At 62.3% G+C, this 26,470-nt stretch carries 28 protein-coding genes and 2 pseudogenes; 28 read left to right on the top strand and 2 right to left on the bottom strand.

Annotation, left to right across the window (positions count from 1 at the left end; genetic code table 11):
• Positions 1-65 precede the first annotated feature (65 nt).
• Together LRS06_RS22260 and LRS06_RS22255 are read left to right on the top strand one after the other, a co-directional pair.
• Positions 66-278: a hypothetical protein gene (locus tag LRS06_RS22260; RefSeq protein WP_196955988.1), complete on the top strand. Its 213-nt coding sequence runs from the start codon at positions 66-68 to the stop codon at positions 276-278.
• A 27-nt stretch (positions 279-305) separates the two neighbouring features.
• On the top strand, positions 306-671 hold the full coding sequence (locus tag LRS06_RS22255; protein ID WP_257873595.1) for a hypothetical protein: 366 nt from the start codon (positions 306-308) through the stop codon (positions 669-671).
• Positions 672-759: 88 nt separating this feature from the next.
• On the opposite strand, the gene gldC is transcribed toward LRS06_RS22255, so the two are convergent.
• A complete protein-coding gene (gldC, locus tag LRS06_RS22250; protein WP_257873594.1) occupies positions 760-1,113 on the bottom strand; it encodes a gliding motility protein GldC in 354 nt (117 codons plus the stop codon).
• A gap of 307 nt (positions 1,114-1,420) precedes the next feature.
• On the opposite strand from gldC, the gene LRS06_RS22245 reads away from it, so the two are divergent.
• The 13 genes from LRS06_RS22245 to LRS06_RS22185 all read left to right on the top strand — a co-directional run bounded on the left by LRS06_RS22245 (position 1,421) and on the right by LRS06_RS22185 (position 9,663).
• Positions 1,421-1,651 carry a hypothetical protein gene (locus LRS06_RS22245; RefSeq protein WP_196955999.1) on the top strand — a complete coding sequence of 77 codons (231 nt, stop codon included), beginning with the start codon at positions 1,421-1,423 and terminating at the stop codon, positions 1,649-1,651.
• A gap of 152 nt (positions 1,652-1,803) precedes the next feature.
• Positions 1,804-2,244 carry an HNH endonuclease gene (locus LRS06_RS22240; protein ID WP_196956000.1) on the top strand — a complete coding sequence of 147 codons (441 nt, stop codon included), beginning with the start codon at positions 1,804-1,806 and terminating at the stop codon, positions 2,242-2,244.
• 305 nt (positions 2,245-2,549) lie between these two features.
• Entirely contained in the window at positions 2,550-3,002 is a 453-nt protein-coding gene (locus LRS06_RS22235; RefSeq protein ID WP_257873593.1) for a DUF1573 domain-containing protein, read from the top strand.
• Positions 3,003-3,224: 222 nt separating this feature from the next.
• Complete coding sequence (locus LRS06_RS22230) at positions 3,225-3,566, top strand: hypothetical protein (protein WP_196956002.1); 342 nt, start codon at positions 3,225-3,227, stop codon at positions 3,564-3,566.
• Between the two features lie 48 nt (positions 3,567-3,614).
• Complete coding sequence (locus tag LRS06_RS22225; RefSeq protein WP_257873592.1) at positions 3,615-4,226, top strand: hypothetical protein; 612 nt, start codon at positions 3,615-3,617, stop codon at positions 4,224-4,226.
• A gap of 64 nt (positions 4,227-4,290) precedes the next feature.
• On the top strand, positions 4,291-4,590 hold the full coding sequence (locus tag LRS06_RS22220) for a hypothetical protein (protein ID WP_257873591.1): 300 nt from the start codon (positions 4,291-4,293) through the stop codon (positions 4,588-4,590).
• Positions 4,591-4,618: 28 nt separating this feature from the next.
• Positions 4,619-4,918, top strand: coding sequence for a hypothetical protein (locus tag LRS06_RS22215; protein WP_196956037.1), 300 nt, complete (start codon positions 4,619-4,621; stop codon positions 4,916-4,918).
• 414 nt (positions 4,919-5,332) lie between these two features.
• Positions 5,333-5,968, top strand: a complete 636-nt coding sequence (locus tag LRS06_RS22210; protein WP_257873590.1) for a DUF6268 family outer membrane beta-barrel protein — start codon at positions 5,333-5,335, stop codon at positions 5,966-5,968.
• A gap of 14 nt (positions 5,969-5,982) precedes the next feature.
• Positions 5,983-6,456, top strand: a complete 474-nt coding sequence (locus LRS06_RS22205; protein ID WP_257873589.1) for a hypothetical protein — start codon at positions 5,983-5,985, stop codon at positions 6,454-6,456.
• Positions 6,457-6,729: 273 nt separating this feature from the next.
• Complete coding sequence (locus tag LRS06_RS22200) at positions 6,730-7,272, top strand: hypothetical protein (protein ID WP_257873588.1); 543 nt, start codon at positions 6,730-6,732, stop codon at positions 7,270-7,272.
• 56 nt (positions 7,273-7,328) lie between these two features.
• Positions 7,329-8,306 carry a site-specific integrase gene (locus LRS06_RS22195; protein ID WP_257873587.1) on the top strand — a complete coding sequence of 326 codons (978 nt, stop codon included), beginning with the start codon at positions 7,329-7,331 and terminating at the stop codon, positions 8,304-8,306.
• Positions 8,307-8,523: 217 nt separating this feature from the next.
• Positions 8,524-9,156 carry a hypothetical protein gene (locus LRS06_RS22190; RefSeq protein WP_257873586.1) on the top strand — a complete coding sequence of 211 codons (633 nt, stop codon included), beginning with the start codon at positions 8,524-8,526 and terminating at the stop codon, positions 9,154-9,156.
• Between the two features lie 318 nt (positions 9,157-9,474).
• A complete protein-coding gene (locus tag LRS06_RS22185; RefSeq protein WP_257873585.1) occupies positions 9,475-9,663 on the top strand; it encodes a hypothetical protein in 189 nt (62 codons plus the stop codon).
• A gap of 252 nt (positions 9,664-9,915) precedes the next feature.
• Here the strand turns inward: LRS06_RS22185 and LRS06_RS22180 are convergent, their stop codons facing one another.
• Positions 9,916-10,323 carry a hypothetical protein gene (locus LRS06_RS22180; RefSeq protein WP_257873584.1) on the bottom strand — a complete coding sequence of 136 codons (408 nt, stop codon included), beginning with the start codon at positions 10,321-10,323 and terminating at the stop codon, positions 9,916-9,918.
• A 743-nt stretch (positions 10,324-11,066) separates the two neighbouring features.
• On the opposite strand from LRS06_RS22180, the gene LRS06_RS22175 reads away from it, so the two are divergent.
• The 13 genes and pseudogenes from LRS06_RS22175 (at position 11,067) to LRS06_RS22120 (ending at position 26,469) form a co-directional block, all read left to right on the top strand.
• On the top strand, positions 11,067-11,609 hold the full coding sequence (locus tag LRS06_RS22175; RefSeq protein WP_257873583.1) for a hypothetical protein: 543 nt from the start codon (positions 11,067-11,069) through the stop codon (positions 11,607-11,609).
• A gap of 288 nt (positions 11,610-11,897) precedes the next feature.
• A pseudogene (locus LRS06_RS22170) lies at positions 11,898-14,399 on the top strand (PAS domain-containing protein); the annotation flags it as partial.
• Positions 14,400-14,982: 583 nt separating this feature from the next.
• Entirely contained in the window at positions 14,983-15,183 is a 201-nt protein-coding gene (locus LRS06_RS25650; RefSeq protein WP_374679459.1) for an ATP-binding protein, read from the top strand.
• Positions 15,184-15,593: 410 nt separating this feature from the next.
• A complete protein-coding gene (locus LRS06_RS22165; protein ID WP_257873581.1) occupies positions 15,594-16,142 on the top strand; it encodes a hypothetical protein in 549 nt (182 codons plus the stop codon).
• Between the two features lie 281 nt (positions 16,143-16,423).
• Positions 16,424-17,761, top strand: a pseudogene (gene nhaA, locus LRS06_RS22160) (Na+/H+ antiporter NhaA); the annotation flags it as partial.
• 76 nt (positions 17,762-17,837) lie between these two features.
• Complete coding sequence (locus LRS06_RS22155) at positions 17,838-17,987, top strand: hypothetical protein (protein ID WP_257873622.1); 150 nt, start codon at positions 17,838-17,840, stop codon at positions 17,985-17,987.
• A 360-nt stretch (positions 17,988-18,347) separates the two neighbouring features.
• Positions 18,348-18,941 carry a recombinase family protein gene (locus LRS06_RS22150; RefSeq protein WP_257873580.1) on the top strand — a complete coding sequence of 198 codons (594 nt, stop codon included), beginning with the start codon at positions 18,348-18,350 and terminating at the stop codon, positions 18,939-18,941.
• Between the two features lie 93 nt (positions 18,942-19,034).
• Positions 19,035-19,712, top strand: a complete 678-nt coding sequence (locus LRS06_RS22145; protein WP_257873579.1) for a response regulator transcription factor — start codon at positions 19,035-19,037, stop codon at positions 19,710-19,712.
• Positions 19,709-19,903 (top strand): hypothetical protein, encoded by a 195-nt coding sequence (locus tag LRS06_RS22140; protein ID WP_257873578.1) that lies wholly within the window; start codon positions 19,709-19,711, stop codon positions 19,901-19,903. The genes LRS06_RS22145 and LRS06_RS22140 overlap by 4 nt, the downstream gene beginning before the upstream one ends.
• A complete protein-coding gene (locus tag LRS06_RS22135) occupies positions 19,866-20,984 on the top strand; it encodes a HAMP domain-containing sensor histidine kinase (RefSeq protein ID WP_257873577.1) in 1,119 nt (372 codons plus the stop codon). The genes LRS06_RS22140 and LRS06_RS22135 overlap by 38 nt, the downstream gene beginning before the upstream one ends.
• 61 nt (positions 20,985-21,045) lie before the next feature.
• The gene (locus LRS06_RS22130; protein ID WP_257873576.1) at positions 21,046-21,828 is read left to right on the top strand and encodes a phosphatase PAP2 family protein; all 783 of its coding nucleotides are present in this window, start codon (positions 21,046-21,048) and stop codon (positions 21,826-21,828) included.
• A 141-nt stretch (positions 21,829-21,969) separates the two neighbouring features.
• A complete protein-coding gene (locus tag LRS06_RS22125) occupies positions 21,970-23,349 on the top strand; it encodes an outer membrane protein assembly factor (RefSeq protein ID WP_257873575.1) in 1,380 nt (459 codons plus the stop codon).
• Between the two features lie 99 nt (positions 23,350-23,448).
• Positions 23,449-26,469 carry a Tn3 family transposase gene (locus tag LRS06_RS22120; protein ID WP_257873574.1) on the top strand — a complete coding sequence of 1,007 codons (3,021 nt, stop codon included), beginning with the start codon at positions 23,449-23,451 and terminating at the stop codon, positions 26,467-26,469.
• Position 26,470: the final 1 nt, after the last annotated feature.

The raw sequence follows: 26,470 nt of genomic DNA, 5'->3' as shown, positions 1-26,470 counted from the left end.
AACGCAAAGCCGGGCCGACAGCAGTTCTGCTTTTACTAAGCGGTAGTTTGTACGCCCAGGGCACCATGCCCTCCGGGGTTACGGTGCAGAACTACGACTCTACTTCTGTCCCGTGGACGTTGCCCCCGGGCATGAGTCATAAAGAGGCCCGGCAGGCCGTGCTAACCCTGACCAAGCTGGGTCCAACCCTGACGACGGCCCACCTGACGGCAGCTGACAGTGCCTTCCTCTACAAATGGATGCCCGGCGTGCTGAATCCCCCTCGCCGGGTTCACTAATGTTTTTCACCTCATTTCTGAATGTGTATGTTTCTGGTCTATGTCAATCTCCTTCCAGGCAGCGATAATCATTTCGTTGCCTACATCATGCACGTGCTGGAGCCCCTGCCGCTGCTACTGATTACCCTTGGGGCGGCCGCAGTCGCGTTTCTGCTGACAGCTACCCGCCAGCCCCGTCCTCTGCCGCGGCTTACGCAGGGAGTACTGCTGCTGAGCACGCTGACGCTCGTAGGCTCGGCCATATATGCCGGCTTGCTGGTGGGAGCCGCCCTGAGCTGGTGCCTGTTGCTGCTGCTGCTTCTGCTGGATGAGTTTCTGCTGCTACGCGGCCAGGTGTCAACTACAGAAGCGGATGATAGAATTCTCCGCCTTATTCGAGCTAAAAGACGGTGATAATTATACAGAAGTCATTGCAACAAAAAACCCCGGTCTGTGCCAACAGCCGGGGTTTTTTGTTGCTGCGCCGCTCGCGCGGCTTGCTTTACTGATCTGTTGTCAGCGGCGTTTCCCCGTTAATGTGGGCCAGGAGCTGCCCGCAGAGTGCATGAATTTTTCCACCCATTGCAGCATCATCGGTTGCCTGCATGAGCGAGTCGGCAATAGCGCCAATGGTATCGACATAGAACCGTTTCATCTGGTCCACCGGCATATCCTTTGTCCATAGGCCAATCTTCATGGTGCCTTGCTCCTGGCCATCCCAAACGGAAATATTCAGGGCCTTTGCCTGCTGTATGCCCTGCTCCGGGGCTTTACCGTCGCTGGAGCGCCAGCTGATGGTTTCAGGCATTTTGTTTTCGTCGAGAGCAATTGAGAAGGTGAGGACAGAATCTTTCATGTGAGGACAACAGGGTGTAGACTCAAATTTACCGGCTTTACCGTGAATGGCAGAATGCTTCGCGAAATACTTGCTGCTGGCTGGGCGTGTCCCCGTGGGCCGGGCTATGCGGGGCTACGCTGTTCGCTTCGGTGCTACGCACTAAACCCCTTCTATCCCTCACGCAAATTTCGCCGGTACTGTCAGGGTGGGTAATTAAACCAATGTGGCAGTCGGGGGAAATGCGGGAGGCAGTCCAAAGAATCGCTGTTGGTAGTATCATGTTAAGCTATTTTGCGTATAATAAGCAACAATAAACCCTATTTTCATGTCACAGACAACAGCAGAGAAGGTGTACTTTATCTATGACGAAATAGATAACCCAGTTGTAGGAAGCTGTCCGGTTTGTGGGGGCGAAGCCTTTCTGGCAGAAGCCGCCCAGGCGGCCCAGGTCGTTGAAAGTCAAAGTGACGAGCCGCTGGATATTCCCGAGGGGTTGGCGTGGTGCCCCACGTGTGAAAAAGCCGTTGAGGCTGTTCCTGAGAACGAGGAAGACTAGCCGGCCGGGAAGCGGGGCAGTAGGGGAGTAAAAGTTGATTTGCAGCAAATTGAGAGTGTTTTTTGTTGTCTTTTGACAACGCTAAGGGGTGCCCAGCCGTTAAACTATTATACAACGCAAGCAACCTCCCTCACCTCTGAACGCCGCCGACCATGTGCCCAGCCCCTACTGCCGCCGCTACCACCGACCGCCCCAAGCGTACCCAAGGCCAGAATTGGATTACCCCCAAGAAGCGCCTAGCAATCTACCTCCGCGATGGGTTTTGCTGCGCCTACTGTGGCAAAGGCATTGAGGCGGGCGTAACGCTGACGCTCGACCACTTGAAGCCTTACAGCAAGGGTGGGGCTATTTCCGACCACAAAAACCTAATTACCGCTTGCCTGAGCTGCAACAGCGCCCGAGGTAACCGCAGCCTGAAAGCCTTTGTAGAGGTATCAGCCGCTTACCACCAGCGTGAGGCCCAGGAAGTACTGGCCTACATCCGCCGGCAGGTACGCCGGGTACTCAAAACGAAAGTAGCCGGGGTAATGCTGGCCCAGCGCGGAAGCTGCCGCAAGGTACTCGACCAGGTTCAGGAAGGGGGGCTAGGGTAGGCAGGGCTACCCGGTGGGGCCGCCGAGGCGATTGGCCGGGGGCGGGCATCGAGCCCGCCCCCGGCCAAAAAGGGCTAAACAGCAGGAGCGTACAGGTATTGTTGTCGCTTTGCCCTATGAACCGTTCAAAGGTGTGTCGGTTCATAGGGTTGAGAGTATCTGACCCCATACCTATTGCAGCAAGTACGGAACCCGGCCTTACCAGCCGGGTTTTTTGTTGGGCAGTCGGGCGGGAAAGCACGCAATTAAATTTAATTGCAATATGGTCATGGATTTATACCTTTGCTTCGTTCAGATTTCGACCTATGAAAACACTGCTTCTCATTCTCGCCGGCACCTTTGGTTTTCAGGCAGCTACACCAGTCGCCAGCAAACCCCAGATACAGGACCCGCAATCGGGCTTGAATTACCCCCAGCCAGGCGCTTTCCTGAAGGTTTATCCTCAGGATAACCTCAGTTTTGGTACCCGGCCCAGTGGCGGCATAGTGGAGGCGAGTTTCACGCTGAAGAACATGGGCGCTGATCCCGTGATTATCCGGGACGTGCAAAGCAGCTGCGGCTGCACCGTTGCCCAGTTCAACCGTCAGCCTCTGAAAATGGGCAATAGCCGCACGCTGGTCGTACGTTTCAATACCGATGGTCGTATTGGTCAGCAGAACACCAAGGTGGTTGTGCGGAGTAATTCTACCACCGGGCCCTTAGTGCTTTCATTTTCCGGAATCCTGGAAGAACCGGCCGCTAGTACTACCGGAAAATAAGCGATCCTGCGCAAGCATCCGAGTAGATAGGATTAATGGGAAACCTCACAATTTATTTGTGAGGTTTTTTCATGCTCACAGGGCAACGTTGTAGTTGGCTTTATAAATATGATAAATGCGATTAGGGTAAAATAAAGGGGTTTTTTGTTGCTAAATATCAACAAAAATAGCTGTTTGAACGTACACGCTATATACAGCGCAAACCTCCAGCCCGTTAATTTCATGCTTCAAGTTACCTCACTTCCGCCCGTTGCTCAGCAACTCGAAACGAACGCTTATGCTTTTGGCCGTGAGGCCCAGCAGCGCGGGATGCAGGAAGTCCCCGCCCAGGATGCCAACCTTTGGCCCCTGATGAAAGGCTTGGTCGTAGGTCAGGGCCTGCCCCTAATGCAGGCGTGGCTGAAAGGCTACCGTGACCAACAGGACGAGCAGCAAATCCGCGAGTTTGCCTGCCAGTTGAAGCGAGAAACGGAAGTAGAGCAGCTGCTTCAGTCGGGCCTGAAAGATGCAGCGCGCAAGGCGCTGTGGTGGCAGTTATTTGACCAGCTTCCGGACGCGCACTAGGCCATCAATGGGCCGTTGTCTTGCTTACACATCACTACATCGTCGAACATGAAACTCTCCTTTAATCCCGATACGCTGCTGCCCAACGCCCTGCCAGCCTCCATGCCGGCCTGGGCCAAGCAAATGCCGCCGCTAGTTCCTCAGGCCCGCAGTCTGTACAATTTGGCCCTGGTGCGCCGCCAGCAGCAGTTGCTGCGCCAGCTGAGCGCCACGCTGGATGCGCAGGGCACACCAGCATTTCTCATCGACCACCTCGACAGCGTAGCCGACTTGCTGGGCGAGCTGGTAACGCCCTACCTGGAAAAGCTCGATACCCTGGGCGAGTGTGCCACTGAGGAAATAGAGCCGAACTGGTTACCTGATTTCTCCCCGCTGCCCATTTTCTGGCGTCCCAGTGACCCGGCCGTAGAGGTAAGCAGTGAAACCGTGGAAGCATTCGACCTGGTGGCCCGGCAGCCCGATGTGGTGATTGCCGTATCCGGGGGCGCGGCAGAAGTGGTATCGACTCGGCCGGGGGTGCAGGTGGAGATTGTTGATTTCGATGACCTGGGCCAGGAGCAAGGACAGGCCCGGGTGCAGGAACTACTGGGCGGAATATTAGACCCAACCGATTGGATACCGGAATACCCGCAGGAGGAAGTAGCCCAAGCAGAAGACTAGCTATGGCGCAAGTAGCAGGCAGCAGGCTACATGTACCAACAAACAGTAAACCAACACGTTCAGTATGCCATCTAGTGCAAAAAACCAGAAGCTAAACCCGACTGCCACCCTGCAGCCAACGGCTACGGGTCTGAGCCAGAACGCGCTCATCATTGCGTCCGGGCAGTACATCACTGCCGAGGATGTAGCTCACCAGTTCAAGGCTGGCCCGCGCAAAGCCAAGGCCCTATTCAAGGAAATGCAGCATCTGTATGGGCTGAAGCCCACGTTCTTTCACCTGGCATTATTCAGCGGTACCAACGAACTCGAAGCAATGATGAAGGACCTCATGCAGGCCCGTAAGCAACGCAACCCCAACGCCTAAAGCCGGCCAGTTTCCTTATTTCTCAAATATGGATAGCAACCAACCAGTACAGCAGCCTTTGCCGTTTCGCTTTCGTGGCTTCACATTTGAGCCGCTGCGCCAGCTCACGGCGTGGGAAGAAAGCCAGGCGTTTCGCATCATGAACAGCCAGGTGCGCATGCACAACCCGGTGCTGCACGATGCCGCCGCAGGGTGGGACTACGAGAAGTTCTACCACGCCGCCCGAAAAGCCGGCGCCGGCGCCATTGACCTGTTTCGGGTAAAGACCCGGCCGGGCCGGGCTTTTCTGCCTGGTACGAATCACCTTTTTTATATCGACGAGTCCTAGCGCGTGCTTTCCCAGGCGGGTTGGTCCCGCCTGGGAGATAGGTAGGCTGCCATTACCTTTGCTCAGAATCCAAACGCTCGGGATGGGCCGTTACCTCCGTCACTACTCCTTATAATAAGGTGTCTAATCTTTCCATGACTGTATCTCGATTTTCGGGTTGCCTGAGCGCCGCCTTTTGCTCCCTGCTGCCCCTGGCAAGCCAGGCGCAAGGTTACGCCGAAGGCCTAGGCCTGAGTTATGAAGTGTTGCCACTCCAGCTGGCCGGCGATGCCCCTCGCTCCTTCCGTGCCGACGTGTACCGGGCCAACCTGATACTGCCGGTTCTAGCGTCGGCCGACAGCAGCCGGAGTATGTTGGTCGGCCTGAGTCTGGAGCACCTGCGCTTCAGCGGGGAACGCCTTGGCTTGGCTTCCCGTGGCCAGCGTAACCGGCCTGTTGCCCTTGGTTGGCTACCGGTACCGCGTGTCGCCGCAGCTGGAGCTGACGGCCCTGGCGCTGCCGGCGCTGAACTCGGACCTGCGCCACGTGCGCGCGGCCGACCTTACCTGGGGCGGCGTGGTGCGGGCCGGCTACCGCCGCAATGCCCGCCGAGCGTACCGCCTTACCCTGGGATACCGGCAGCAATTCTATGGCCCCCAGTATGTGGTGCTGCTCGGTCTGGACTGGCAACTCGGCCGGCGCTGGCGGGCCTTTGGCGACTTGCCCACGACCTTTACCCTGAGCTACGCGGCTTCGCCGCGGGTAGCCGTCGGCTTCAACCTCAACGGCATCAACACGGCCTACCGCCTGCAGGAGAGCAACCGCTATTTCCAGTACCAGCAAGGGCACTACGGCCTGTTCGCGGAAACCTACCTCAGCTCGCACTGGGCGCTGCGGGCCACGGCGGCCTACGCCGTGACCCGCCGCCTCGATGTATTCGAGCAGAACGACCAGTGGCCCGCGACCATCGACTACATCGGCCTGGGTCAGGAGCCCACGTCGGTGAACCCTCACATCAATAATGGCCCGGCATTCAAGCTCGCGCTAAGCTACCGCGTGGCTACGCCTTAACCCACTTGCATACTATGTCTGAACATAAAGGCCAGTTTGTTTATGCTGGCACTTCCCTGGCTGAGCTGGTGCAGGCACATTATCGGCTGCTTCGTGACTTTGATTTGGATAGTGAAGTATTAGACCCAAATAGTGAATGCTATTGCAGAGACCTTTATTGGGGGATTTGGTATCTGAGCTTCCGTGACCGTGCAATCGGGGACTGTTATCGGGTAAGCAAAAAGGAAAACGCCACTACCCTGGACAGAATGCTGCACGCCTATCCGTCCCTTCGCCAGTACCGCACCAGTGAACCCACAGCGGTAGCACCTTTGGACGTGGAGCGCCTGCTGGCTGCCTCAACGGATTGGGTGGAATCTAAGTTGGCGCAAATCCAGCCGGCAACAGCGCTCGGTGAGCAACGGGCTGCCCAGTACCGGCAGCAAGTAAACGACTGCCGCAACCTGGTTGCTCGGGTCGGCCGAAACTGGTTTGTGCGGCTTGTCTAACGTGGACTCTTCCCAACGGGAGGATTTTACGTTAAGTACCCTTGCGCGGAGGGGCCTAGGTAGCCAAGACCGAGATGGTTCAGTGAGTTCTCTAATAAATTGTACTTATATAGGTGATTACTGCACTATAACTATTAATTGTGTTTAATTGGTAAAAGTAGTTTTTTCCGGTCATTAGTTATGATAACATTTACTTATCGTAACCAATTGTCTACCTTGTTGGCTTGGTCACTCGTTCTTTTCGTATCGCTCCATTTACCCTAACCGAATATTATGTCTGATTACGACGAGGGCTACGAAGCCGGCCGCAATGCGCCGAACATCCGCCAATCCATCCAGAACGGTCAGGCAATCGGCAAGGGCCTGGCCACCGTGCTGGGTTTGGGCTTGCGCCTGCTGGTCGAGGTGCTGGTCCTGGCGCCCTTCCTGGTGCTGGGACTGATCCTGGCGATGGAGCTGGAATTTCTCGGGCCCGGCTTCGGCTTCGCCCGGCTGCTCTGCATCGGGGTGCTGGCCTACAGCTTCTATGCGCTGCTCTACCTGGTCAAGGGCGTGGCCATCGGCCTGCGCCAGCGCGGTAGCCGGCGGTGGCTGCTGCCGTTTACCATCTGCCTGCTGGTCGCCTGTCTTGTACCGGCCTGGCTGCTGCATTTGTTCGTGGTCCATACTGCCCACGTGACGCACCCGGTACTGGTCTGGGTGGTGCCGGCCCTGTTTGCGCTCTACACCTATTCGCGTTATCGTTTAACAGAAGACGTTGCGCCGAATACGGTGCTGTGGGCGTACCGCCGCGGGTACCAGTGGACAACCACCTAACCTAATCTGGTAAGCTACCTGACCGCCCAGGCAGCTCCCGTAAGCACTGCACCCGAATGCGTACACACCTTCCCCAGCCCGCCGCCGCGCACCAGGTCGGCCCGGCGCGCAGCGTCAACGAGTACACCCAGGAGGCCGCCGACTACCTGATCCGCAGCCAGCAAGGGGCCGTGAACACCCAGCGGGCCTACGCCGGCGACTGGCAGCGGTTCACAACCTGGTGCCAGGCCTACGATCGAATAAGCCTGCCGGCGGAGCCGGCTACCGTGGGGGCCTTCCTGGTGCACCTGGCCCGGGAGAAAAAAGTCTCCACGGTGCAGCGACACCTGGCCGCCATCAGCAAGGCCCACCGGCTGGCCAAGCTGCCGAACCCGGCGGCCGACGAGACGGTGAAGGACCTGCTCAAAGGCATTGCCCTGGAAAAGAAAGTGCGGCCCAAGCAGGCCCAGGCCTTTACCCTGGCCCATTTCAAGCGCGTGGTGCAGGCTATTTCCCAGGAACGGCCCGATGGCGTGCGCGACCGGGCGCTGCTGCTGCTCGGCTTTGCCGGTGCCTTCCGCCGGGACGAGCTGGTGAAGCTGCTGGTGGAGGATCTGACCTTCGACGACGACGGGCTGCTGATCACACTGCGCGAGAGCAAAACCAACCAGCAGGGCCAAGCCGAGGAAAAGGCCGTGGTGTATTCTTCCGACCGGCGGACCTGCCCCGTGCGCGCCCTGAAAGACTGGCTGCAGGTGCTGGAAACCAACGAGCGCCATAGCGGCCCGCTGTTTCTCTCCTTCAATAAGGGCCAGCGCTTGGGCCGCAAGCGCTTGAGCGGCGTCTGGATAAACGAGCTGGTGCAACGCTACCTGGGCGCGGCGTATTCCGCCCACTCCCTGCGAGCCTCCTTTGTGACTATTTCTAAGCTGAATGGAGCAGACGACTCCAAGATTATGAACCAGACCAAGCACAAGACCACGGGCATGATCCGGCGTTATACCCGCATCGATAACGTGCGCCAACACAATGCCGTCAATGATTTAGGTTTGTAGCTTCGTTGCATCCAGTTGTAGATTCTTATAAAGGACTGATAAGCAGGATAGGACAGTGCTGTAGTATAACGTTTGATCCGTGAACTATAACGTTTAATCCGTTAAACCTGATCCTGCTATTTTAAAAGGAAGTACGCGCTACTTTGCTGACTAAATTGGCAGCGGATTGCCGCCGAACAAATACGGCAACTGAATTTCGGTCTTATGGGGTACGCGTATGAATGATGAAACCCTGGCCCGGCTCATTTACCGGGCCAATGGCGCCTATGGGCAGGAAATAGTGGTGGAGCGCCCCTTGACCGATACAGTCGGCTGGGCCCGCATCTGGCTGCAGGCGCCCCACCCCAACGAGAGCGATTTGCTGACGCCGAACTATGATGCCTACCTGATCCGTGACCGGACCCAGCGTTGCGTCGGCCTGGTCATCGACCACGGAGAAAACGACCTGCACGCCTATGTGCCGCCCCACCGGCGCGGCCGGGGGCTCATGAGCCAGGCCCTGCGCGAGGTGATTCTGCCCCACCTGCTGGGCCGGGGCGACCGCACTGAGCAACGCATCACCATTAGCCGCAATTACGGACAAGCTACTTTCGAAGCGGCCGCCCGGGCTGCCCGCGCCGCCGGCTTCGAGCCGCTGGAGCTGGGCGAGCAGGCCGAGCAGAACACGCTCACCCTGCGCTACCGGCCGGCGAACGCAGGCAACTTGCCCTGGGTCGAGGGCCGCAATACGCTGCCGACGCTGGAGCGAGTGGGCCAGCTGCGCCGGGAGTTGGCGTACGTAGCGAGCCGCCTGCAGCGGATCGGCGCGGAAGCTGGAACTGCACCTGGGCGACGAGCTGCTAACCGCTGACATAGCGACCCTCACCCAGGAGGTACAGGACCTGGGGGAGCGAATTGAAACGGCCACATGGGCTGCTGCCCGTAGCCAGGACCGTACCCTCTAAGCTTGTAGCGATGCAGAAGCCTACCCGACTTGAACTGCGCATTAATGCATTCCAACGGCTTATTGGCGCGCCAGCGTACAACGGCGCTGTTGCAACCCTTCTTACGGAGGTGGCTGCCTGGCCTATTAACAGCATTTCGATAGACGATGCGATCTTCTGGTCGCACCCGGCCTTCAACTTGTAGCCGGCCGTTATGCACGTTTACCGACAGCAGCCGCCCCTGGTTGCTGGCCCACTCCCTGCGCCAGTACCGACAGGAGGGATGCTGGCCCACGGCCCGCTACATGGCGCTGCGCTACCTGGTGAGCCGGCCGGATCAGCTGCGCCACACCGGCGTGGTGGCTGTGACGGCGCTGCTGCAGACGGCCCGGGAGCCCTGGGCTGACATCCCTCCAACTGCTGGACTAGCATAGAAAACGCCCTGGCATTCCAGCCAGGGCGTTTTCAGTTCCTTCTGGGCGAGGCCACTGGCCGGTACCGGTAGCGCGCCCGCGATGTGGCCGCGCGGAGGAAGGGCAAAACAGCGAAAGAACGAGTGCTGCGAAAAGGAAGAAGTAGCCCGTTCTGTGACACGGCCCGGCTCAGTAGCACCGCTTACATAGATCCTGGCCAGACTAGCCACCAGACATGGGTCGTAGCTTGTAGGGGTAGTGAATCAGTTGAAGTTATTGCGGACGGGTAAGCGTATAGGCGGCCCTAACTCTTTGTGTGCTGCTGTTGGCACCTTGCATATTCCATTGGTTCGTCGGGCGCCCACGCTGCATGATTCGGGTGATTTGATGCACCCTGCCAAATCTATCCTGCTGCCCCATCGTAGTGAATGCCGCATGCTTACTAGATCTGACAATAGCAATGGGTACCGTATCTAGTGTGCTAAAGTCAGTTATTGCCTGTAGGCTCCAGGCTATTAACAAATTGCCGCTTTCAGTAGGATAGCCAGAACAAAGATATTGAACCGCATCCGGGAAGTTTTTAACGCACTTCTTGTAATCTCCGCCATCATTGACCAAAGCACTCTGTAGACGCAACATGCGTTTGCAAATGAGGGTGTACATGGTAACAGCATCTTCCACAAAAACCGAGGTTTGTCCCCTGGGGACTTCCAAATCAGCCCTTCTCCTAACAGTGTCACGCTCCGCTGGGCCAATGGCTACAGTTGTACCATCATGAAACGTGCACCGAATGCTGTCACCACCTCGTCGGAACGATCTGAACACCTGATCAATCGAGCCAGCCTGGGCCAGTGATACTTTGATGACAGCAATGGCTACACAGTTGCCGACGCTATAGTCATCAGTGCATTTCTGGGTGTTGTTAAATGAGCTTTATACAATCCGTAGCAGACCGACCTTTCTACTTGATGAGAACGGTTTGATTCCTTGTGCCGGAAACAGGCGCATTCGAAGCCATCTGCTCTTAATATAAGCAATTCCAATTATATTGGTCGCACAATTGGGAGTGCTTTTTCGCAAAGGAGGACAGATACCGTTTGTATCCCTCTTGATTCGTTACACACTAGGAGCTGTTAACAGTAGGTATTATGTTTGGTTATGGAGTATTTATTGGGGTTCCACTAGAGCAAGAACGGAAAACAACGCTAAGGCCAGTTAATCAAATTCCGGTGGTGGTGGTGGGGTGCCTCAAAAATCGGGCTTTTTTTCTTACAGCGTCAAAATCGACCTGCGCGAGGATAATAGTTGTCTGTTTAGCGGATTACAGCAGTCAATGTCACGCTGGCTGCGCAATGCATCAAGCCCCGGAGTGAATTACCGCCGACTGCAGGTAGTATTATATTTACTAAAAATTTCCTCGGCCAATGCCTCACTCTTACATTGCCTTCGACCCCGCAGCGACCGTGAACGGCGAAACGTTGCAAGCGGTACATCGAGTGCTTCATATTCCCCAGGATGCCCGGCGCTTGCTGAAACAGTATGGCCTGCCTTCGCAGCCCGTGCGCGGGCAGTGGTACCCGCTGCAAGGCTGGCTGAACCTGCTGGGGGAGTTGGAGACAGGGTACGGCGAGCAAACGGTGTACGCCGTGGGCCTACAAATTGCCGAGTGCAGCGTCTGGCCCGACACCATTGGCACGTTGGAGCAAGCGTTGTACGCGCTCGACGAGGCCTGCCAAGCCAACGTGGACAGTTCCCCGATGGGGTACTACCGCACGCAGGCTCTCGCGCCCCGGACCATGCGCGTGGTGTGCTACACGCCCACGCCGACGAATTTTGAATGCGGCCTGATTACGGGCGTAGCCCGCAAGTTCAAGCCCGTCGGCAGTATCCGCGTCCGGGTCGAGCCGGAAGAAACCCCGACTGATTCGCCTGCCCTGCTAAAATGGTTTCGGGTTAGCTGGACCTGAGCCACCCAAAACCAACGGCTCCGGCAGGGCAATGTTACCGGGCCGCCTGCGCCGGGTCGGGAAAGGAATGCTTCCGCAGTCGATGAATGTGCTCGCAACGGTTGGGCGAGAAGGAGTCAAAATAAATATAGCAAAAATGGAACAGAAAGCAGCGAAGTGAAGTTGGGCGGATTTTAACCTGAACAGGACGTTTTTTGCCCTGCCACGCTCATCTGCTTGCACGTAGATGGTGCCCACCAAGGGGGGTGTACATTTACCTACTTTTTTCATCCGTCCAGCGCGGCTACTATGTCCCATCCTCCGGCGGCTGCCGAGTCTACTCCCCCGGACCTGTTTGCCGCTCCCGCCGACTTGCTGCAGGACCTGCTGGCCGTTTCGCTCACGGCGGTCAACCTGCTGCGCCCCCTGTACGCCCCCACGGGAGAAGTGGTGGACTTTGCCGTGGAATACCTCAACCCCGCCGCGCAGCGCATGACGGGCCTGCCGGAGCGGCCGGGGGGCACGATGCGCAGCCGCTTCCCCCACACGTTTGCCAACGGCGTGTTTGCCCTGTACCGGCAGGTGATGGAAACCGGGCAAGAAGGCCGATACGGCGTCAACTATCAGACCGACGGCTTCGACAACTATTTCCACGTCGCCGCCCGGCGCAGCGGCGAGTGGTTGCTGGTCAGCTTTACGGATACGGCCGACCAGGACCGCAGTGCCGTAGAACTCGCCCTGCGCGAGAGCCAGGCCGCCGAGCGAGCCGCCCGCGCGGCGGCCGAGGCCCAGCGCCAGCGCTTTTACGAGGTGCTCCTGCACCTGCCCGCCCAGGTGGCCATCTACCACGGGCCCGACCACGTGTTCGGCTTCGTCAATGAGCGCTTTCGCTCGTTTGTGCCCGCGGCGGACCTGCTCGGCCGCCCGGTGCGCGAGGCCGCCCAAGGGGCTGTGGGGGAGGAAGTCTTTGCGCAGCTGGACCGCGTGTACGCCACCGGCGAGCCCGTCCACCTGCCCGAGTTGGAAATAGTCCTGAGCCACCGAGATGGCCCCTTGGCTAGGCCATTGTTTGTCAATGCCTTTTACCTGCCTTTACGGGATGGCGAGGGCCGCATTCACGGCGTACTCGATTTCTCTTACGATGTCACCGAGCAGGTGCTGGCCCGCCGGCAGCAGCAGCGGCTTACCCAGGAGTTGGAAGCCCGCGTGCAGGCGCGCACGGCCGAGGTGCGCCGGCAACAGGGCCACCTGCAGCAAATCCTGGGGCAAGTACCGGCCGCCATCGCCACGCTGCTCGGCCCCGAACACCGCTTCGCGTTCTTCAACGACGCCTACCAGACCCTGACCGAGGGGCGCACCCGCGCCGGCCAATCGGTCGCGGAACTCTTGCCGGAAGTGGCGGCTCAGGGCTTTATCGGGTTGCTGGACGAGGTGTATGCCACCGGCCGGCCGCACGTGGGCACGGAAACCCCGCTTGCGATTCACGACCCGGTGACCGGTCAAGACGTCCCGCATTACCTGGATTTTCTCTACCAGCCGCTGCTCGACGAGCAGGGCCGCCCCGCCGGCATCCTGGCCTTTGCCGTGGATGTGACGGAGAAGGTGCAGGCCCGCCAGCAGGCCGAAGCCCTGCAGGCCCAGGTGCTGGCGGCGGCCCGGCAGCAGGCCCACGAGCGGGAGGCCTTTCACAACGTGTTCGAGCAAACGCCCGCCTTGGTGGCGCTGCTGCGCGCCCCCGGCCACCGCTTCGAGTACGTCAACCCCGCCTACCAAGCCCTGTTTCCCGGGCAGCAGCTGGTGGGCCTCGACCTGGCCGTGGCCGTACCGGCAGCGCAGGAGCAGGGCTTCGTGGCCCTGCTCGACCGCGTCTACCAGACCGGCGAGACCTTCTTTGGGGCCGACTTGCCGTTCACTGCCGCCGCCACCGACGAGAGGCCCGCGCAGACGACGTATTTTAACTTCACCTACCAGGCGTACCGGGAAGCGGGCGACATCGCCGGCGTGTCCATCTTCGCCTTCGACGTGACCGAGCAGGTGCTCGCCCGGCAGGAGCGGGAAGCGCAGCAGCAGCAGCTCGCCGACCTGTTCATGCAGGCCCCGGCTCCCATCGCCATCCTCGACGGCCCCGACTTGGTGTTCCAGCTCGTCAACCCAGCCTATCAGCGCGCCTTTCCGGGGCGGGAACTGCTACATAAGCCGCTGCTGGAGGCCCTGCCCGAGTTGGTAGACTCGCCTGTTCCGGACCTGCTCCGCCACGTGTACCACACCGGCGAGCCGGTGGTCATGCAGGAGCTGCGGCTGCGGCTCGCCCGCCACGAGGGCGCTGCCCCGGAGGAAATGTATTCGACCTTCACCTACCAGGCCCGGCACGACGCCCAGGGCACGATTGACGGGGTGCGCGTTTTTGCCCACGACGTGACCGAGCAGGTGCTCGCCCGGCAGCGCACCGAGCGCAGCGAAAGCCGCTTCCGGCACTTGGCCGAAACCACCCCCTTAGTGGTGTGGGAAGCCAACGCCCAGGGCCAGACCACGTACCTGAGCCCCCAGTGGGAGCGGTTCACCGCCGCCGCCAACGGCCAGGGGCTGGGCTGGCGCGAGTACCTGCACCCCGACGACCAAGAAAGCTTCGTGCAGGCCTGGCTGACGGCAGTGGACAGTGAGCAGCCGTTCCAGGCCGAACTGCGCCTGCGCGTGGCCACCACGGGCGAATACCGCTGGCACCTGGACCGGGCCGTGCCCGTGCGCGATGCCGCCGGGACGCTCGTGCAGTGGGTAGGGGCCGCCATCGACATCCACGAGCAGAAGCTGGCCGAGCAGCAGTTGCAGCAACTAACGGCGCAATTGCGCGCCGCCCGCGACGAAGCCCACGCGCTCAACACGGAGCTAACGGCTACCAACGCGCGGCTCACGCGCACCAACGCGGACTTAGACACCTTCGTGTACACGGCCTCCCACGACCTGCGCTCCCCCATTACCAACATCGAAGGCCTGCTCACGGCCCTGGGCGAGCACCTGCCCGAAGCCGCCCGCCAGGCCGAGCCGGTGCCTTACCTGTTCAACTTGCTGCACGGCGCCGTCGAGCGCTTCCAACTTACGCTCGACCAGCTCACCGATATCATCAAGTCGCAGCAGACGGGGCAGCAGCCGGCCGAACCCATCGACCTAGCCGCTCTCATTGCGGACGTTCGCCTGGACCTGGCCCCGCTGCTGGCCGCCACCCACGCCCAGTTCGACGTCAACGTGGCCGCCTGCGCGTCCCTATACTTTGCCCCGCAGCACCTGCGCAGCATTGTCTACAACCTGCTCAGCAACGCCGTCAAGTACCACCACCCCGACCGACTGCCTGTAGTGCAGGTGCGCTGCTGCCCCGCCCCCGGGGGGCACGGTCCTGGAAGTGCAAGACAACGGGTTGGGCCTGAGCGCGGCCCAGCAGGCGCGCCTCTTCGGCCTGTTCCAGCGCCTGCACACTCACGTGGAGGGTTCCGGCATTGGCTTGTATACCATCAAACGCATTCTCGATAATGCCGGCGGCACGATTACCGTGCAGAGCCAGCCGGATGTTGGGACGACGTTTACCGTTACGTTTCCAGAGTAGCCGGCTGTCTTTTTGCTTCCTATCCAATGGCCCTACTCGCTACTTAAAACGCATTGCTGCTAGCAGGCGGCAGTACCCACATTAAACACCCCATATAGTCCAACCCAGTAGTGCTGGCCGCCGCTGAGGTAAGTGGACCCGCACGGACCGGCTGGCCCTGCTCCCCCGTTCTGTTTTCCTCACCCCACCGTAACGGGCCAGAGCGCCCACGGTGCGAGCAGCCCGTCTAGCCCGTGGGGGTGGGTAAGCAGCCCTTGCGCGCCCACTAGCCAAAAAACCTTATAAGCACCATGCCATCCGCCAATCAGACCACTTTTTGGGAGAATTTGTACGCGCAACGCCGACCCGAGCAAGCCAGTTGGTTCCAACGCCAGGCAACGGCTTCGCTGCGCTTATTCGCCGACGCGAACTTGCCTTTTGACGCCCCTGTGCTCGACGTGGGGGCCGGCGTATCGCCTTTTCTGTCGGGCCTGCTGGCCCAGGGCTACACCAACCTCATCGCCACGGACCTAAGCGCAACGGCCCTGGCCGAGCACCGCCGCCAGTTACCGCCCGCGCAGGCCGAGCACGTTATGTGGGTGGTGGACGACTTGCTCCAGCCGCAGCACCTGCCGCTGCTGGACCCGGTGCTGTTCTGGCACGACCGGGCCGTGCTGCACGGCTTTCTGGGTTCGGCGCAGACCGCGGCCTACGCGCGCTTGCTCCACCACATGGTGGCCGCCCATGGGTGGGTGCTGCTCAGTGCCCGGGCACCCGAATCGGCGGTGCCGCCCACCGAGGCGGGGCTGCTGCTGCAACCCTACACCGTGGCCGATTTACAAGTCCTGCTCGGTTCCAACTACACCCTCCAGGCGGCGACGGAAGAAGTCCACCAGCCTCTTACAGGCGACGCACATCCCTATACCTACGCCTTGTTCCAGCGCAATGCCACCTGTCGGCAAGCGCCGTGGTCGGCGTAACGTGTAAATCCGCCCCGTTGGCTTCCCTCAACATGGCCGAGCGACTGCGGCGAGCAGCCCGCTAGCGGAATGCTTGTAGCAGTCGCTCGGGCGCTGACTTCGTTCCGGGGCTGTTATAGGGTTCTTATTGCAACGGGGTGAATTTACACGCTAAGGTGGCCGAAAAACAGACTGAAAAAGGGCGATTCCAAGTGATTTAGAGGGTATACCAAGCTTATCAAAAAGAAAATTCTGCTTGATAAGTGCTTTGGATAATCTTTGCCTCCCTAGCTCGGTGATGAATGGCTACTGTAAACCGGGTATTGACCCCGCCAAGCACCTGCGCCTCGGCCGCGAGCAAGGCCGGGCACTGGCTGACATCCCGGCAGCCCTCACGCATGGCCGCCGGGCAGCCGGCCGCCGTACACCCTAGCGTCAACCGGTTCCGGTTCAGCACGGCTGGCCGCCGCCGCTGGCGCAACCTTCTTCATTTCACCGGCCGGCGGCACCGACCACCCACCTTTTATTCCGCTTCCTTGCTACCTACCCTCGTTCGGCCCCTGGTTCGTCCGCTTATCCGGCCCTTCGCCGAGTTTTTCCGCCGGGAGGCGGCCAGCGGCATCGTCTTGATGATTAGCGCCGTGCTGGCCCTGCTGCTGGCCAACACCAGCTGGGGCCCGGCGCGCTACTTTCCCGCGTTCTGGGACCAGCACCTGCGCCTGAGCGCGGGCAGCGTAGTGCTCGACCACACTTTAGTGGAATGGATAAACGACGGGCTGATGACCGTATTTTTCCTCATCGTGGGCCTGGAAATCAAGCGCGAAGTGCTCGACGGCGAACTGTCCTCGCCCCGCCAGGCGGCCCTGCCCATTGCCGGGGCCCTGGGGGGCATGCTGCTGCCCGCGCTGCTGTTCAGCGTCTTCAACCACGGCACGCCCACGGCCGGGGGCTGGGGCATTCCCATGGCCACCGACATTGCCTTCGCCCTGGCCGTGCTGCAGCTGCTGGGTCCCCGGGTGCCGCTGGGCCTGAAAGTGTTTCTGACCGCGCTGGCCATTGTCGATGACCTGGGGGCGGTGCTGGTCATTGCCGGCTTCTACACCACGGAGCTGCACCTGCACTACCTGTACCTGGCACTGGGTACTTGGGCGGTGCTGCTGGCCTTCAACGGGTTGCGCATACGCAGCTTGTGGGCCTACCTGCCGCTGGGCGCGGTGCTCTGGTTTTTTATGCTCGAATCGGGCATCCACGCCACCCTGGCCGGGGTGCTGCTGGCGGCGGCCATCCCGTTTCGCATTCCCTTCTCTCGGCCGGACTTGCTGCGCCGCGTGGACGAGCGGCTGGCCCTGCTGCGCGAGAAAACCCAGGAGCCCGAGGCAACCCCGCGCGTCATCAGCGAGGAACTGGAGGAGCTGTACCTGCGCAGCAGCTCGCCGGCCCAGCGGCTGGAGCAGCAGCTGCACTCGGTGGTGGCCTTCGGCATCATTCCCCTGTTTGCCTTCGCCAACACCAGCCTGGTTGTTGCGCCGGCCGCCGTGCGGGGGCTGCTTTCGCCGCTGGGGCTGGGCATCCTGGCGGGCCTGGTCGTGGGCAAGCCCCTGGGCATCGGGGCGCTGAGCTGGCTCACGGTGCGCCTGGGCTGGGCCACGCTGCCGCCCGGCGTGAGTTGGCGGCACCTGTGGGGGGGCGGGCCTGCTGGCGGGCATCGGCTTTACCATGTCCATCTTCGTCACGCTGCTGGCGCTGGGCGAGCATTCGGTGGGCACGGACGTGGCCAAGCTGGCCATTCTGGTGGCCTCGCTCACGGCGGGCGGCCTCGGGTTTGCGCTGCTGCGCACGCTGCCCGCAGCCCCGCCGACTTCGTGACGCTGCGGCTCCCGCTGCCGACATATGGCGTACTCTTGGCCTGTCTTAAAAGTTTGGTCCCTAAGTCGCATTTAGGGAACGTGGCTGTTACCTGCTAGCTGCCAGCACGAGTCGGTGTTCCGGCTGCTGCAGGGCCGGTGCTTTAGGGGTAGCGCAAGAGTAAGAACAGAAATTCCCGTTAGGGCCGCAGGGTTGGATTTTGGCGGGGGCCGGGCGTCTCAAAATACGGGCGTTTTTGCGGTCCACTGCCCGCACTGGCTGGGGGCCTACTGAAGCTGAGCAATAACTGTCTCATATGGTGTTCTCACCAATCAACGGCTCGCTATCTTCGCGGCTCTTGACTTTTTGAGAATAGCGCCTATGATTTTCGGCTACGCCCGCGTCAGCACCCCGGACCAGCAGTTGCACCTGCAGACCGATGCCTTGCAGGCCTACGGCTGCGCCGAGGTGGCGCAGGAAAAAGTATCGTCCGTGAAAGAGCGCCCCGCGCTGCAGCACCTGCTGACCCGGCTACGGACGGGCGATACGCTCGTGGTCTGGAAACTCGACCGACTGGGCCGCTCGCTCAAAGACCTGGTCACACTGGTCAGCGGCTTTCAGCAACAGGGGATTCACTTTGTCAGCTTGCAGGACCATCTGGACACGACCACCGCCCAGGGCCGCCTCATGTTTAACCTGTTTGCCTCGCTGGCTGAGTTTGAGCGCGACATCATTCGGGAGCGCACCAAAGCGGGCCTGACGGCGGCCCGGGCCCGCGGCCGCCAGGGCGGGCGGCCCAAAGGTCTTTCCAAAGAAGCCCTCTCCAAAGCCCAGGCCGCAAAAACGCTCTACCTGCAACAAGACAAGACGGTAGCAGAAATCGGGCAATTGCTGGGCGTGGGCCGGGCTACTATTTACCGTTACCTGGCCTATCTGGGGGTAGCAACCGGCGGAAAAGCGCAGGAAGCGGCCTAGTTCCGGCCTTTCTATCCAGACAGCTCAGTGCCCCCGTCAGAAAGTCTTCAGAATTGCCAGCTACCTTTCCGCCGTTCCTCACCTTGCACTCCCGTGAAGCTGCTGATTGTAGAAGACGAGCCGGCCCTGCGCACTTCCCTGGTGGAGTACCTGCGCCAGGACGGCTACGTGGTGGAAGCAGCGGCCAGCTACGAACAGGCGCACGAGAAAATCAAGCTCTACCAGTACGATTGCGTGCTGCTGGATTTGACGCTGCCCGACGGCAACGGGCTGGACGTGGTGCGCACGCTCAAGGCCGACCGCTCCCCGGCCGGCGTGCTCATCGTCTCGGCCCGGGGCGCGCTCGACGACAAGGTGCTGGGCCTGGAGCTGGGGGCCGACGACTACCTGGCCAAGCCGTTTCACCTCTCGGAGCTGAGCGCCCGGCTGAAAGCCATCATCCGGCGGCGGCAGTTTCAGGGGCAGCGCCACCTACTGTTTCAGGAACTGACCGTATTTCCTGACCAGTCCCGGGTGCTGGTCAACGGCGAGCCGGTAACGCTTACGCGCAAGGAATTTGACTTGCTGCTGTATTTGCTCACCAACCCCGGCCGCGTGCTGACGAAGGAGTCCATTGCCGAGCACGTCTGGGGCGACGCGGCCGATGCGGCCGACTCCTTCGACTTCCTCTACACCCACCTCAAGAACCTGCGGCGCAAGTTGCAGGACAAAGGAGCCGGCGACTACATCCGCTCCGTGTACGGGGTGGGCTACAAGTTCAGCGCGGAATGAAGCTGCTGGCCGCCACCAACCGCTACTACCTGCTGCTGGCCACCGTGCTCTTCACGGCCGGCAGTGTGTTCCTCTACTACGGCGTGCGCTGGACGCTGCAAAGCGAAGCTGGAGGAGCGCCTGTTTCAGCAGCGCGACTACTTGCGGGCGCAGGTGCAGCGCACCGGCCACCTGCCCGGCACCCCGTTTGAGGGCCGCATGCAGCTCAGTGCGCAGCCGCAGCCGGAAGGGCTGCGCGATACCCTGCTGCTGGAGCCCCTGGAAAACGAGTTGGAGCCCTACCGCCAGCTCACGTTTCGGCTGCCGCTGAACGGGCAAACCCAGTGGGTATCGCTCAGCAAGGCCCTGCTGGAAACCCATGACGTGCAGCGCCTGATTGTGCTGTTGCTGTTCGGGGTGCTGGGCACGCTGCTGCTGGGCGTGGTGGGGCTCAACCGCTGGTTGACCCGCCGCCTCTGGGCCCCGTTTGAGCAGACCCTGCACCAGCTGCGCGGCTACGACGTGCGCCAGCACCAGGTGCTGCAGCTGCCCGCCACCCACATTGAGGAGTTCGCCCAACTCAACCACACGCTCACCCACCTAAGCGAACGGGTCGCGGCCGACTACGTGCTGCTCAAGGAGTTCACGGAAAACGCCGCCCACGAAACCCGCACCCCGCTGGCCATCATGCAGGCCAAGCTGGAACAGCTGCTCCAGCTGCCGGATTTGCCCGCGCCGGCCGGTCCCTTGGTGGGCGACCTGTACGCGGCCGTGCAGCGGCTGGCCCGCCTGCACCAGGGGCTGACGCTGCTCAGCAAAATCGAGAACCAGCAGTTTGCCGCCGCCCAGCCGGTGCCGCTGGCGGAGTTGCTGCGCGAGAAACTGGCGCAACTGGAGGAATTCATCCAGCAGAAGGAGTTGCAGCTGGACGTGCAATTAAATGCCGCGCCGTTGCTTATGCTACACCCTGCGCTGGCCGATTCGCTGCTCAGTAACCTGCTGCACAACGCCATCCGGCACAACTTGCCGGGCGGCCTGTTGCGGGTGCAGCTGCGTGCCACCGAGCTGGTCATCACCAATGCCGGCCCCGCCCTGGCGGCGCAGCAGAAACCCGCACAGTTTTTCGAGCGGTTTCGCAAGCAGAATGCCGCTTCCGACTCGCCCGGCCTGGGCTTGTCCATCGTGCAGAGCATTGCTGCCTTCTATGGCTTTACGGTGACGTACGACTACGCCCCGGACCCGGCGCGGCACACGCTGCGCGTCCGATTCGTTTCAGCGGCTCCCCGGCCCTGACCGCTACAGAATGTGCACAGAATTGCCCCCTACGTTTGGGACGTACCTGCTGCTGTTCTGTATGCCCCGCTCCGTGTTGCTCCCCTGGCTGTGCTGGCTGCTGCCCCTGTTCCCGTCCCGGGCCCAGACGGGGCCGGCTGTTTCGGTACCGCCTTCCCTGCGTGACTCCACCGCCCGCCCGCCGCGCTGGCAGCGGCCGGTGGCGCGGGCGCTGCTGGTGCCTACGCTGCTGCTCACGGCCGGCGCCCTGACCACCCACCGGGTGGAGGCGCTGGAATCAGACGAGGAACTGCGGGAGGAAATCCGCGAGCATATGGGCCGGCCCACGACGACGCTCGACAACCAGCTCCGGTACCTGCCGGGGGCCGTAACGCTCGGCCTGGGCCTGGCCGGGGTGCCGGGCCGTCACAAACCCGTGGACCAGCTGCTGCTGGCGGCGCTGGCCTTCGCCCTCAACGATGCGGTGACCAGCAACCTGAAGAAGCTCACGCAGGTGCAGCGCCCCGACGGCTCCGACTTCCATTCTTTCCCGAGCCAGCACACCAGCCTGGCTTTTGCCTCGGCCACGTTTCTGCACAAGGAGTACGGCGGGCGCAGCGTCTGGTACAGCGTGGGCGGATACTCGGTAGCAGCGGCCACGGGAGGTATTCGCATGGCCAAAGACGTGCATTGGTTTTCCGATGTGCTGGCCGGAGCCGGCGTGGGCATTCTGTCAACGCAGGCCGCGTACTGGCTGTACCCGCTGGTAACAAAGCCGCTGCGCAAGGTGCTGGGCAACCGGGCGCTGGTCGTGCCCAGCTACCAGCAGGGGGCCATCGGGGCCACCGCCGTCATGGCGTGGTAAGGCAAGCGAAGGAAACTACAGAATGACTTCAGAATCGTGCGGGAGCTTTGTCGGGCTAACCTGCGCCAACGAGCCAGCGCATGGCTTCCTCACTAACGGTCCCTCCCATTGCCCAGCAAAAAACAGATAAAAACAAGCCTGTTGCGTACCTGGCTCACGGCCTCCCTGGGCCTGTGCGCCGCCGCAGCCTCCGCCCAGCAAGTGGACAGCCTCTCCTTTATCCGCTCCAAGCGCATGGCAGACGCCGACCTGGCCAAAAAACGGGAAGGCCTGTTCGTGACCGGCTTGCCCGACCTCTCGTCCGACCCGGTGACGGGCTTCGGCGTGGGGGTCAAAACCAACATCATCTGGAACGGCACCCGCGACAACCCGCTGTTTGCCTACACGCCCTACCTCATGCGCCTGCGCGCCAACGCGGCGTACTTTACCAGCAACGCCCGCGAGTTCACGCTTTCCCTGGACGTGCCCTACTATCAGGGCACGCGCTGGCGCTACCGCGTCGACTTCAAGGCCCAGCAAAACCCGGCCAACCTGTACTTCGGCTCGTCCGAGGCCACGCTCGGCCGCCTGCGCCTGCCCTCCAACCCGGACGAGACGTTTGCCACCTACGCCGCGTACGACGCGGCCCGCAAAACCCTGCGGCCCGGGCAGGCCGGCGAAGCCGCCGAGGTCACCGATGCGCTGTCCAACCGGTTCCGCGAAACCGAGTTTATGCTCAACCTCAAGGCCGACTACGCCCTGGGCAAGGGCACGTGGCGCGTGATGGGCGGCTACGAGATTCAGCACCTGGCCTACGACACGTTCCAAGGCACAACGGCCGAGGCCACCCGTAACGGCGAAGAAACCACGGCCCCCAACGGCACGTCGCTGCTGCAGCGCGATGCCCAGCAGGGGCGCATCTTTGGCCTGGACGGGGGGTGGGTGTCCATTATCCAGACGGCGCTGATTCACGACACGCGGGACTTTGAACCCGACCCGACCCGCGGGGTGTACTTTGAAGCCGCCAACGAGTTTTCCAGCCCCGCCATCGGTTCGCAGTTCCGTTTCAACAAGCTGTTTTTCCAGGGCCGGGCCTACCGCAAGCTGCCTGTCGGACCGCGCACGGTGCTGGCCGGGCGGGTCGGCGCGGGCACCATTTTCGGGAAAGAAGCGCCGTTTTTTGAGTTTCAGGACCAGTGGAGCCCCGACGGCAGCATCAACGCCCTGGGCGGGCGGCAGTCGCTGCGGGGCTACCGGGCCAACCGCTTCCTGGCCCGCTCGCTGGCCTTTGCCAACGCCGAGCTGCGCATCCGGCTGGCCGATGTCAAGCTGGGCAAGCAGAACTTCGGGCTGGGCGTGGCCCCGTTCGCGGACGCCGGCACGGTGCGCGACCGGTGGCAGGACCTGGGCTTGCGCGACGTCCGGTTTTCGTACGGAGCCGGGGCGCGCATTGCCTGGAACCTGTCCACCATGCTCTACGCGGACTACGGCGTGTCCAAGGAAGACCGGCTGTTCTACTTCGGCATCGGACAGAATTTCTAACCCCGTAGTAGCGCGGCGCGGGGCTTCCCGGCCGGTTGTTCGGGTTTGATAGCGGCACCATGCGCCATTTGGCTTATTCTTTCGCTGCCTCCCTGGCCCATGCCCGTAGAATTCCTCAGTGACGAGCAGGCCGCCCGCTTCGGCTGCTACGCCGACGAGCCCAGCCCCGAACAGCTGGCCCGGTTCTTTTACCTGAGCGCAGCCGATGGCCACCTCCTGGCCGCGCGCCGACGCCCCGCCAACAAACTCGGGTGTGCCGTGCAGCTCTGCACCCTGCGCTTTCTGGGCACCTTCCTGACCGACCCGCTGCGGGTGCCGGCCGCGGTGGTGCAGACGCTGGCCGAGCAGCTGCACCTGCCCGCGGACGCCTTGGCCGCGTACCGGACCCGGCCGAACACGTGGTACGACCACCAGGCCCGGATTGTGGCCCACCTCGGGTACACCCCCTTTGACGGGCGGCAGGCGTTCCGGCTCACCCGCTGGCTCTACGCGCAGGTGCTGACGAGCACCGTCCGGCCCAGCGTGCTGTTTGACTTGACCACGGCCCACCTGGTCGCGCAGCGGGTCGTCTTGCCCGGCGTCTCGCTGCTGGCCCGCCTGATTGCGCGGGTCCGCGAGCGCACCGGCCGCCACCTCTACCGCCAGCTGCGCACGCGCCTGAACCCGCCCCAGCAAGCGGCGCTGGAAACCCTGTTGACCGTACCGGCCGGCGAGCGGCTCACCCACCTGGAGCGGCTGCGCACCCCGCCCACCCGCGTGTCCGCCCCGGCGCTGGCGGCCGCTTTGCGCCGGGTGGACGAAATCCGCGCCCTGGGTGTGAGCGCCGTGCCCGTGGCCGACTTACCCGAAGCCCGGTTGGCGCGCCTGGCCCGCCACGCCCAAGTGGCCTGGGCGCAGACGCTGGTGCGGATGGGCGAGGAACGCCGGCTGGCCACGCTGCTGGTCTTCGCCCAGACCCTGGAGCGCACCGCCACGGACGACGTGCTCGACCTCTTCGACAGCCTGCTCACGTCGCTGGCCCTGCGGGGCGAAACCAAGCGCCGGCGCGAACGCCTGCGCTCGCTCAAGGACCTGGACCAGGCCGCGCTGCTGCTCCAGCAGGCCGTGGAGCTGCTGCTCGACGAGGCCGTACCGGCCGGGCAGGTACGCCAGCAGGTGTTCGACCGCCTGGGCCAGGAGCCCTTGCGTGCTGCGGCGGCCACCGTGCAGGAACTGGCCAGTCCGCCGGAGGACCCGTTGGCCGAAGCGCTGAGCGGCAGCTACGCCACGGTGCGCCGGTTTCTGCCCGCCTTGCTGGCCGGCATCGCCTTTGAGGGAACGCCCACCGCCAAGCCGTTGCTGGAGGCCTGGGCCTTTTTGCAGCGGCAGGAAGCCGGCGGCCGGGGCCGCCCGAAGTGGTCGGCCGCGCCCCGCACGGTGGTGCCGAAGGGGTGGGCCCGGCGGGTGTTCCCGGCCAAAGGAGCAGTGAATCCGCAGGCCTACACCCTCTGCGTGCTGGAGCGGCTGCAGCAGGCCGTGCGCCGCCGCGACGTGTTTGTGCCGACCAGCGATCGCCACGCCGACCCACGGGCCGAGCTGTTGCGCGGCGCGGCCTGGGAGGCGGCGCGGGACTCGGTGGCCCGGGCCCTGGACCGTTCCCTGAACCCGGCGGTGGAACTGGCCCGTCTGGGGCAGCTGCTGCGCACGGCGTATGCCGAGGTCGGGGAGCACCTGGCGCAGAAGACCGCCCTGCAGGTGGTCGAGCAAGACGGCCAGCCGGTCGTCACGCTCAGCGCCTTGCCGGCACAAGACAAGTCAGATTTGCTGGCGCACGTGCGCCAGCAGCTGGCGGCGGCCCTGCCCCAGGTCGAAGTAGCGGCCCTGTTGCGGGAGGTGGACGCGTTTACCGGCTTTGCCGCCGCCTTTACCCACGTGGCCGACGGGCAACCCGCTGCCGCCGACCTGCCGCTCAGTATCTGTGCCGTGCTGCTGGCCCAGGCGTGCAACCTGGGGCTGAAAACCGTCGCCCGGGCCGACGTGCCGGCCCTGACGCTGGCGCGCCTGGCGTGGGTGCAGCAAAACTACCTGCGCGCCGAAACGCTCACCGCCGCCAATGCCCGCCTGGTGGATGCCCAGGCGGGGCTGCCCCTGGCGCAGGCCTGGGGCGGCGGGGAGGTGGCCTCGGCCGATGGCATGCGCTTCGTCGTGCCCGTGCGTACGCTGCACGCGGGCTGGAACCGCAAATACTTCGGGTCCCAGCGCGGGGTGACGTACTATAACTTCACCAGCGACCAGTTCACCGGCTTTCACGGCATCGTCATTCCGGGTACGCTGCGCGACTCTTTGTTCATCCTGGCCGGGTTGCTGGAACAACAAACCCGTCTGGACCCCAAGGAAATCATGGCCGATACCCACGGCTACAGCGACGTGGTCTTTGGCCTGTTTTCGCTGCTGGGCTACCGCTTCAGCCCCCGCCTGGCGGACCTGGCCGACCAGCGCTTCTGGCGGCTGGAAAAAGCGGACGACTACGGTCCGCTCAACGAGTTGGGCCGCCACGTGGTCAACGCCCGCCTGATTCACGACCACTGGGACGACATGCTGCGCCTGGCCGGCTCTCTGAAACTCGGCAAAGTCAAGGCCACGGCCGTCATGCGCACCCTGCAGCGGGCGGGCTCCCTCTCGGGGCTGGGGCGGGCGGTCGCCGAATTGGGCCGCGTCGAAAAAACGCTGTACCTGCTGGCCTACGTGCAGGACGAGGCCTACCGCCGGCGCATCCTGGTCCAGCTCAACCGGGGCGAGGGACGACACGCCGTGGCCCGGGCGGTCTTCCACGGCAAAAAAGGCGAGCTACGCCAGCGCTACCGCGAGGGCATGGAGGACCAGTTGGGGTCCCTCGGGCTCGTGGTCAACGCCCTGGTGCTGTGGAACACCCGCTATCTGCAGCACGCCCTGGAACGGTGGCAGCAGACGGAAGGCGTGCTGAACCCGGACGACGTGGCGCGCCTTTCGCCCTTGCTGCACGAGCACGTCAACATGCTGGGCCGCTACGATTTCAGCTTGCCCGAAGACATTGCCGCCGGCGAAATGCGCCCGTTGCGCAACCCCGCCAGCTGGGAAGAACGGCTGGCCGAATTTCCTTAGC

The organism is Hymenobacter sp. J193 (assembly GCF_024700075.1).
In the GTDB taxonomy this organism is placed as follows: Bacteria; Bacteroidota; Bacteroidia; order Cytophagales; family Hymenobacteraceae; genus Hymenobacter.
Note: the sequence above shows the minus strand (reverse complement) of the source record. Positions and strands in the feature narration are given on the sequence as shown.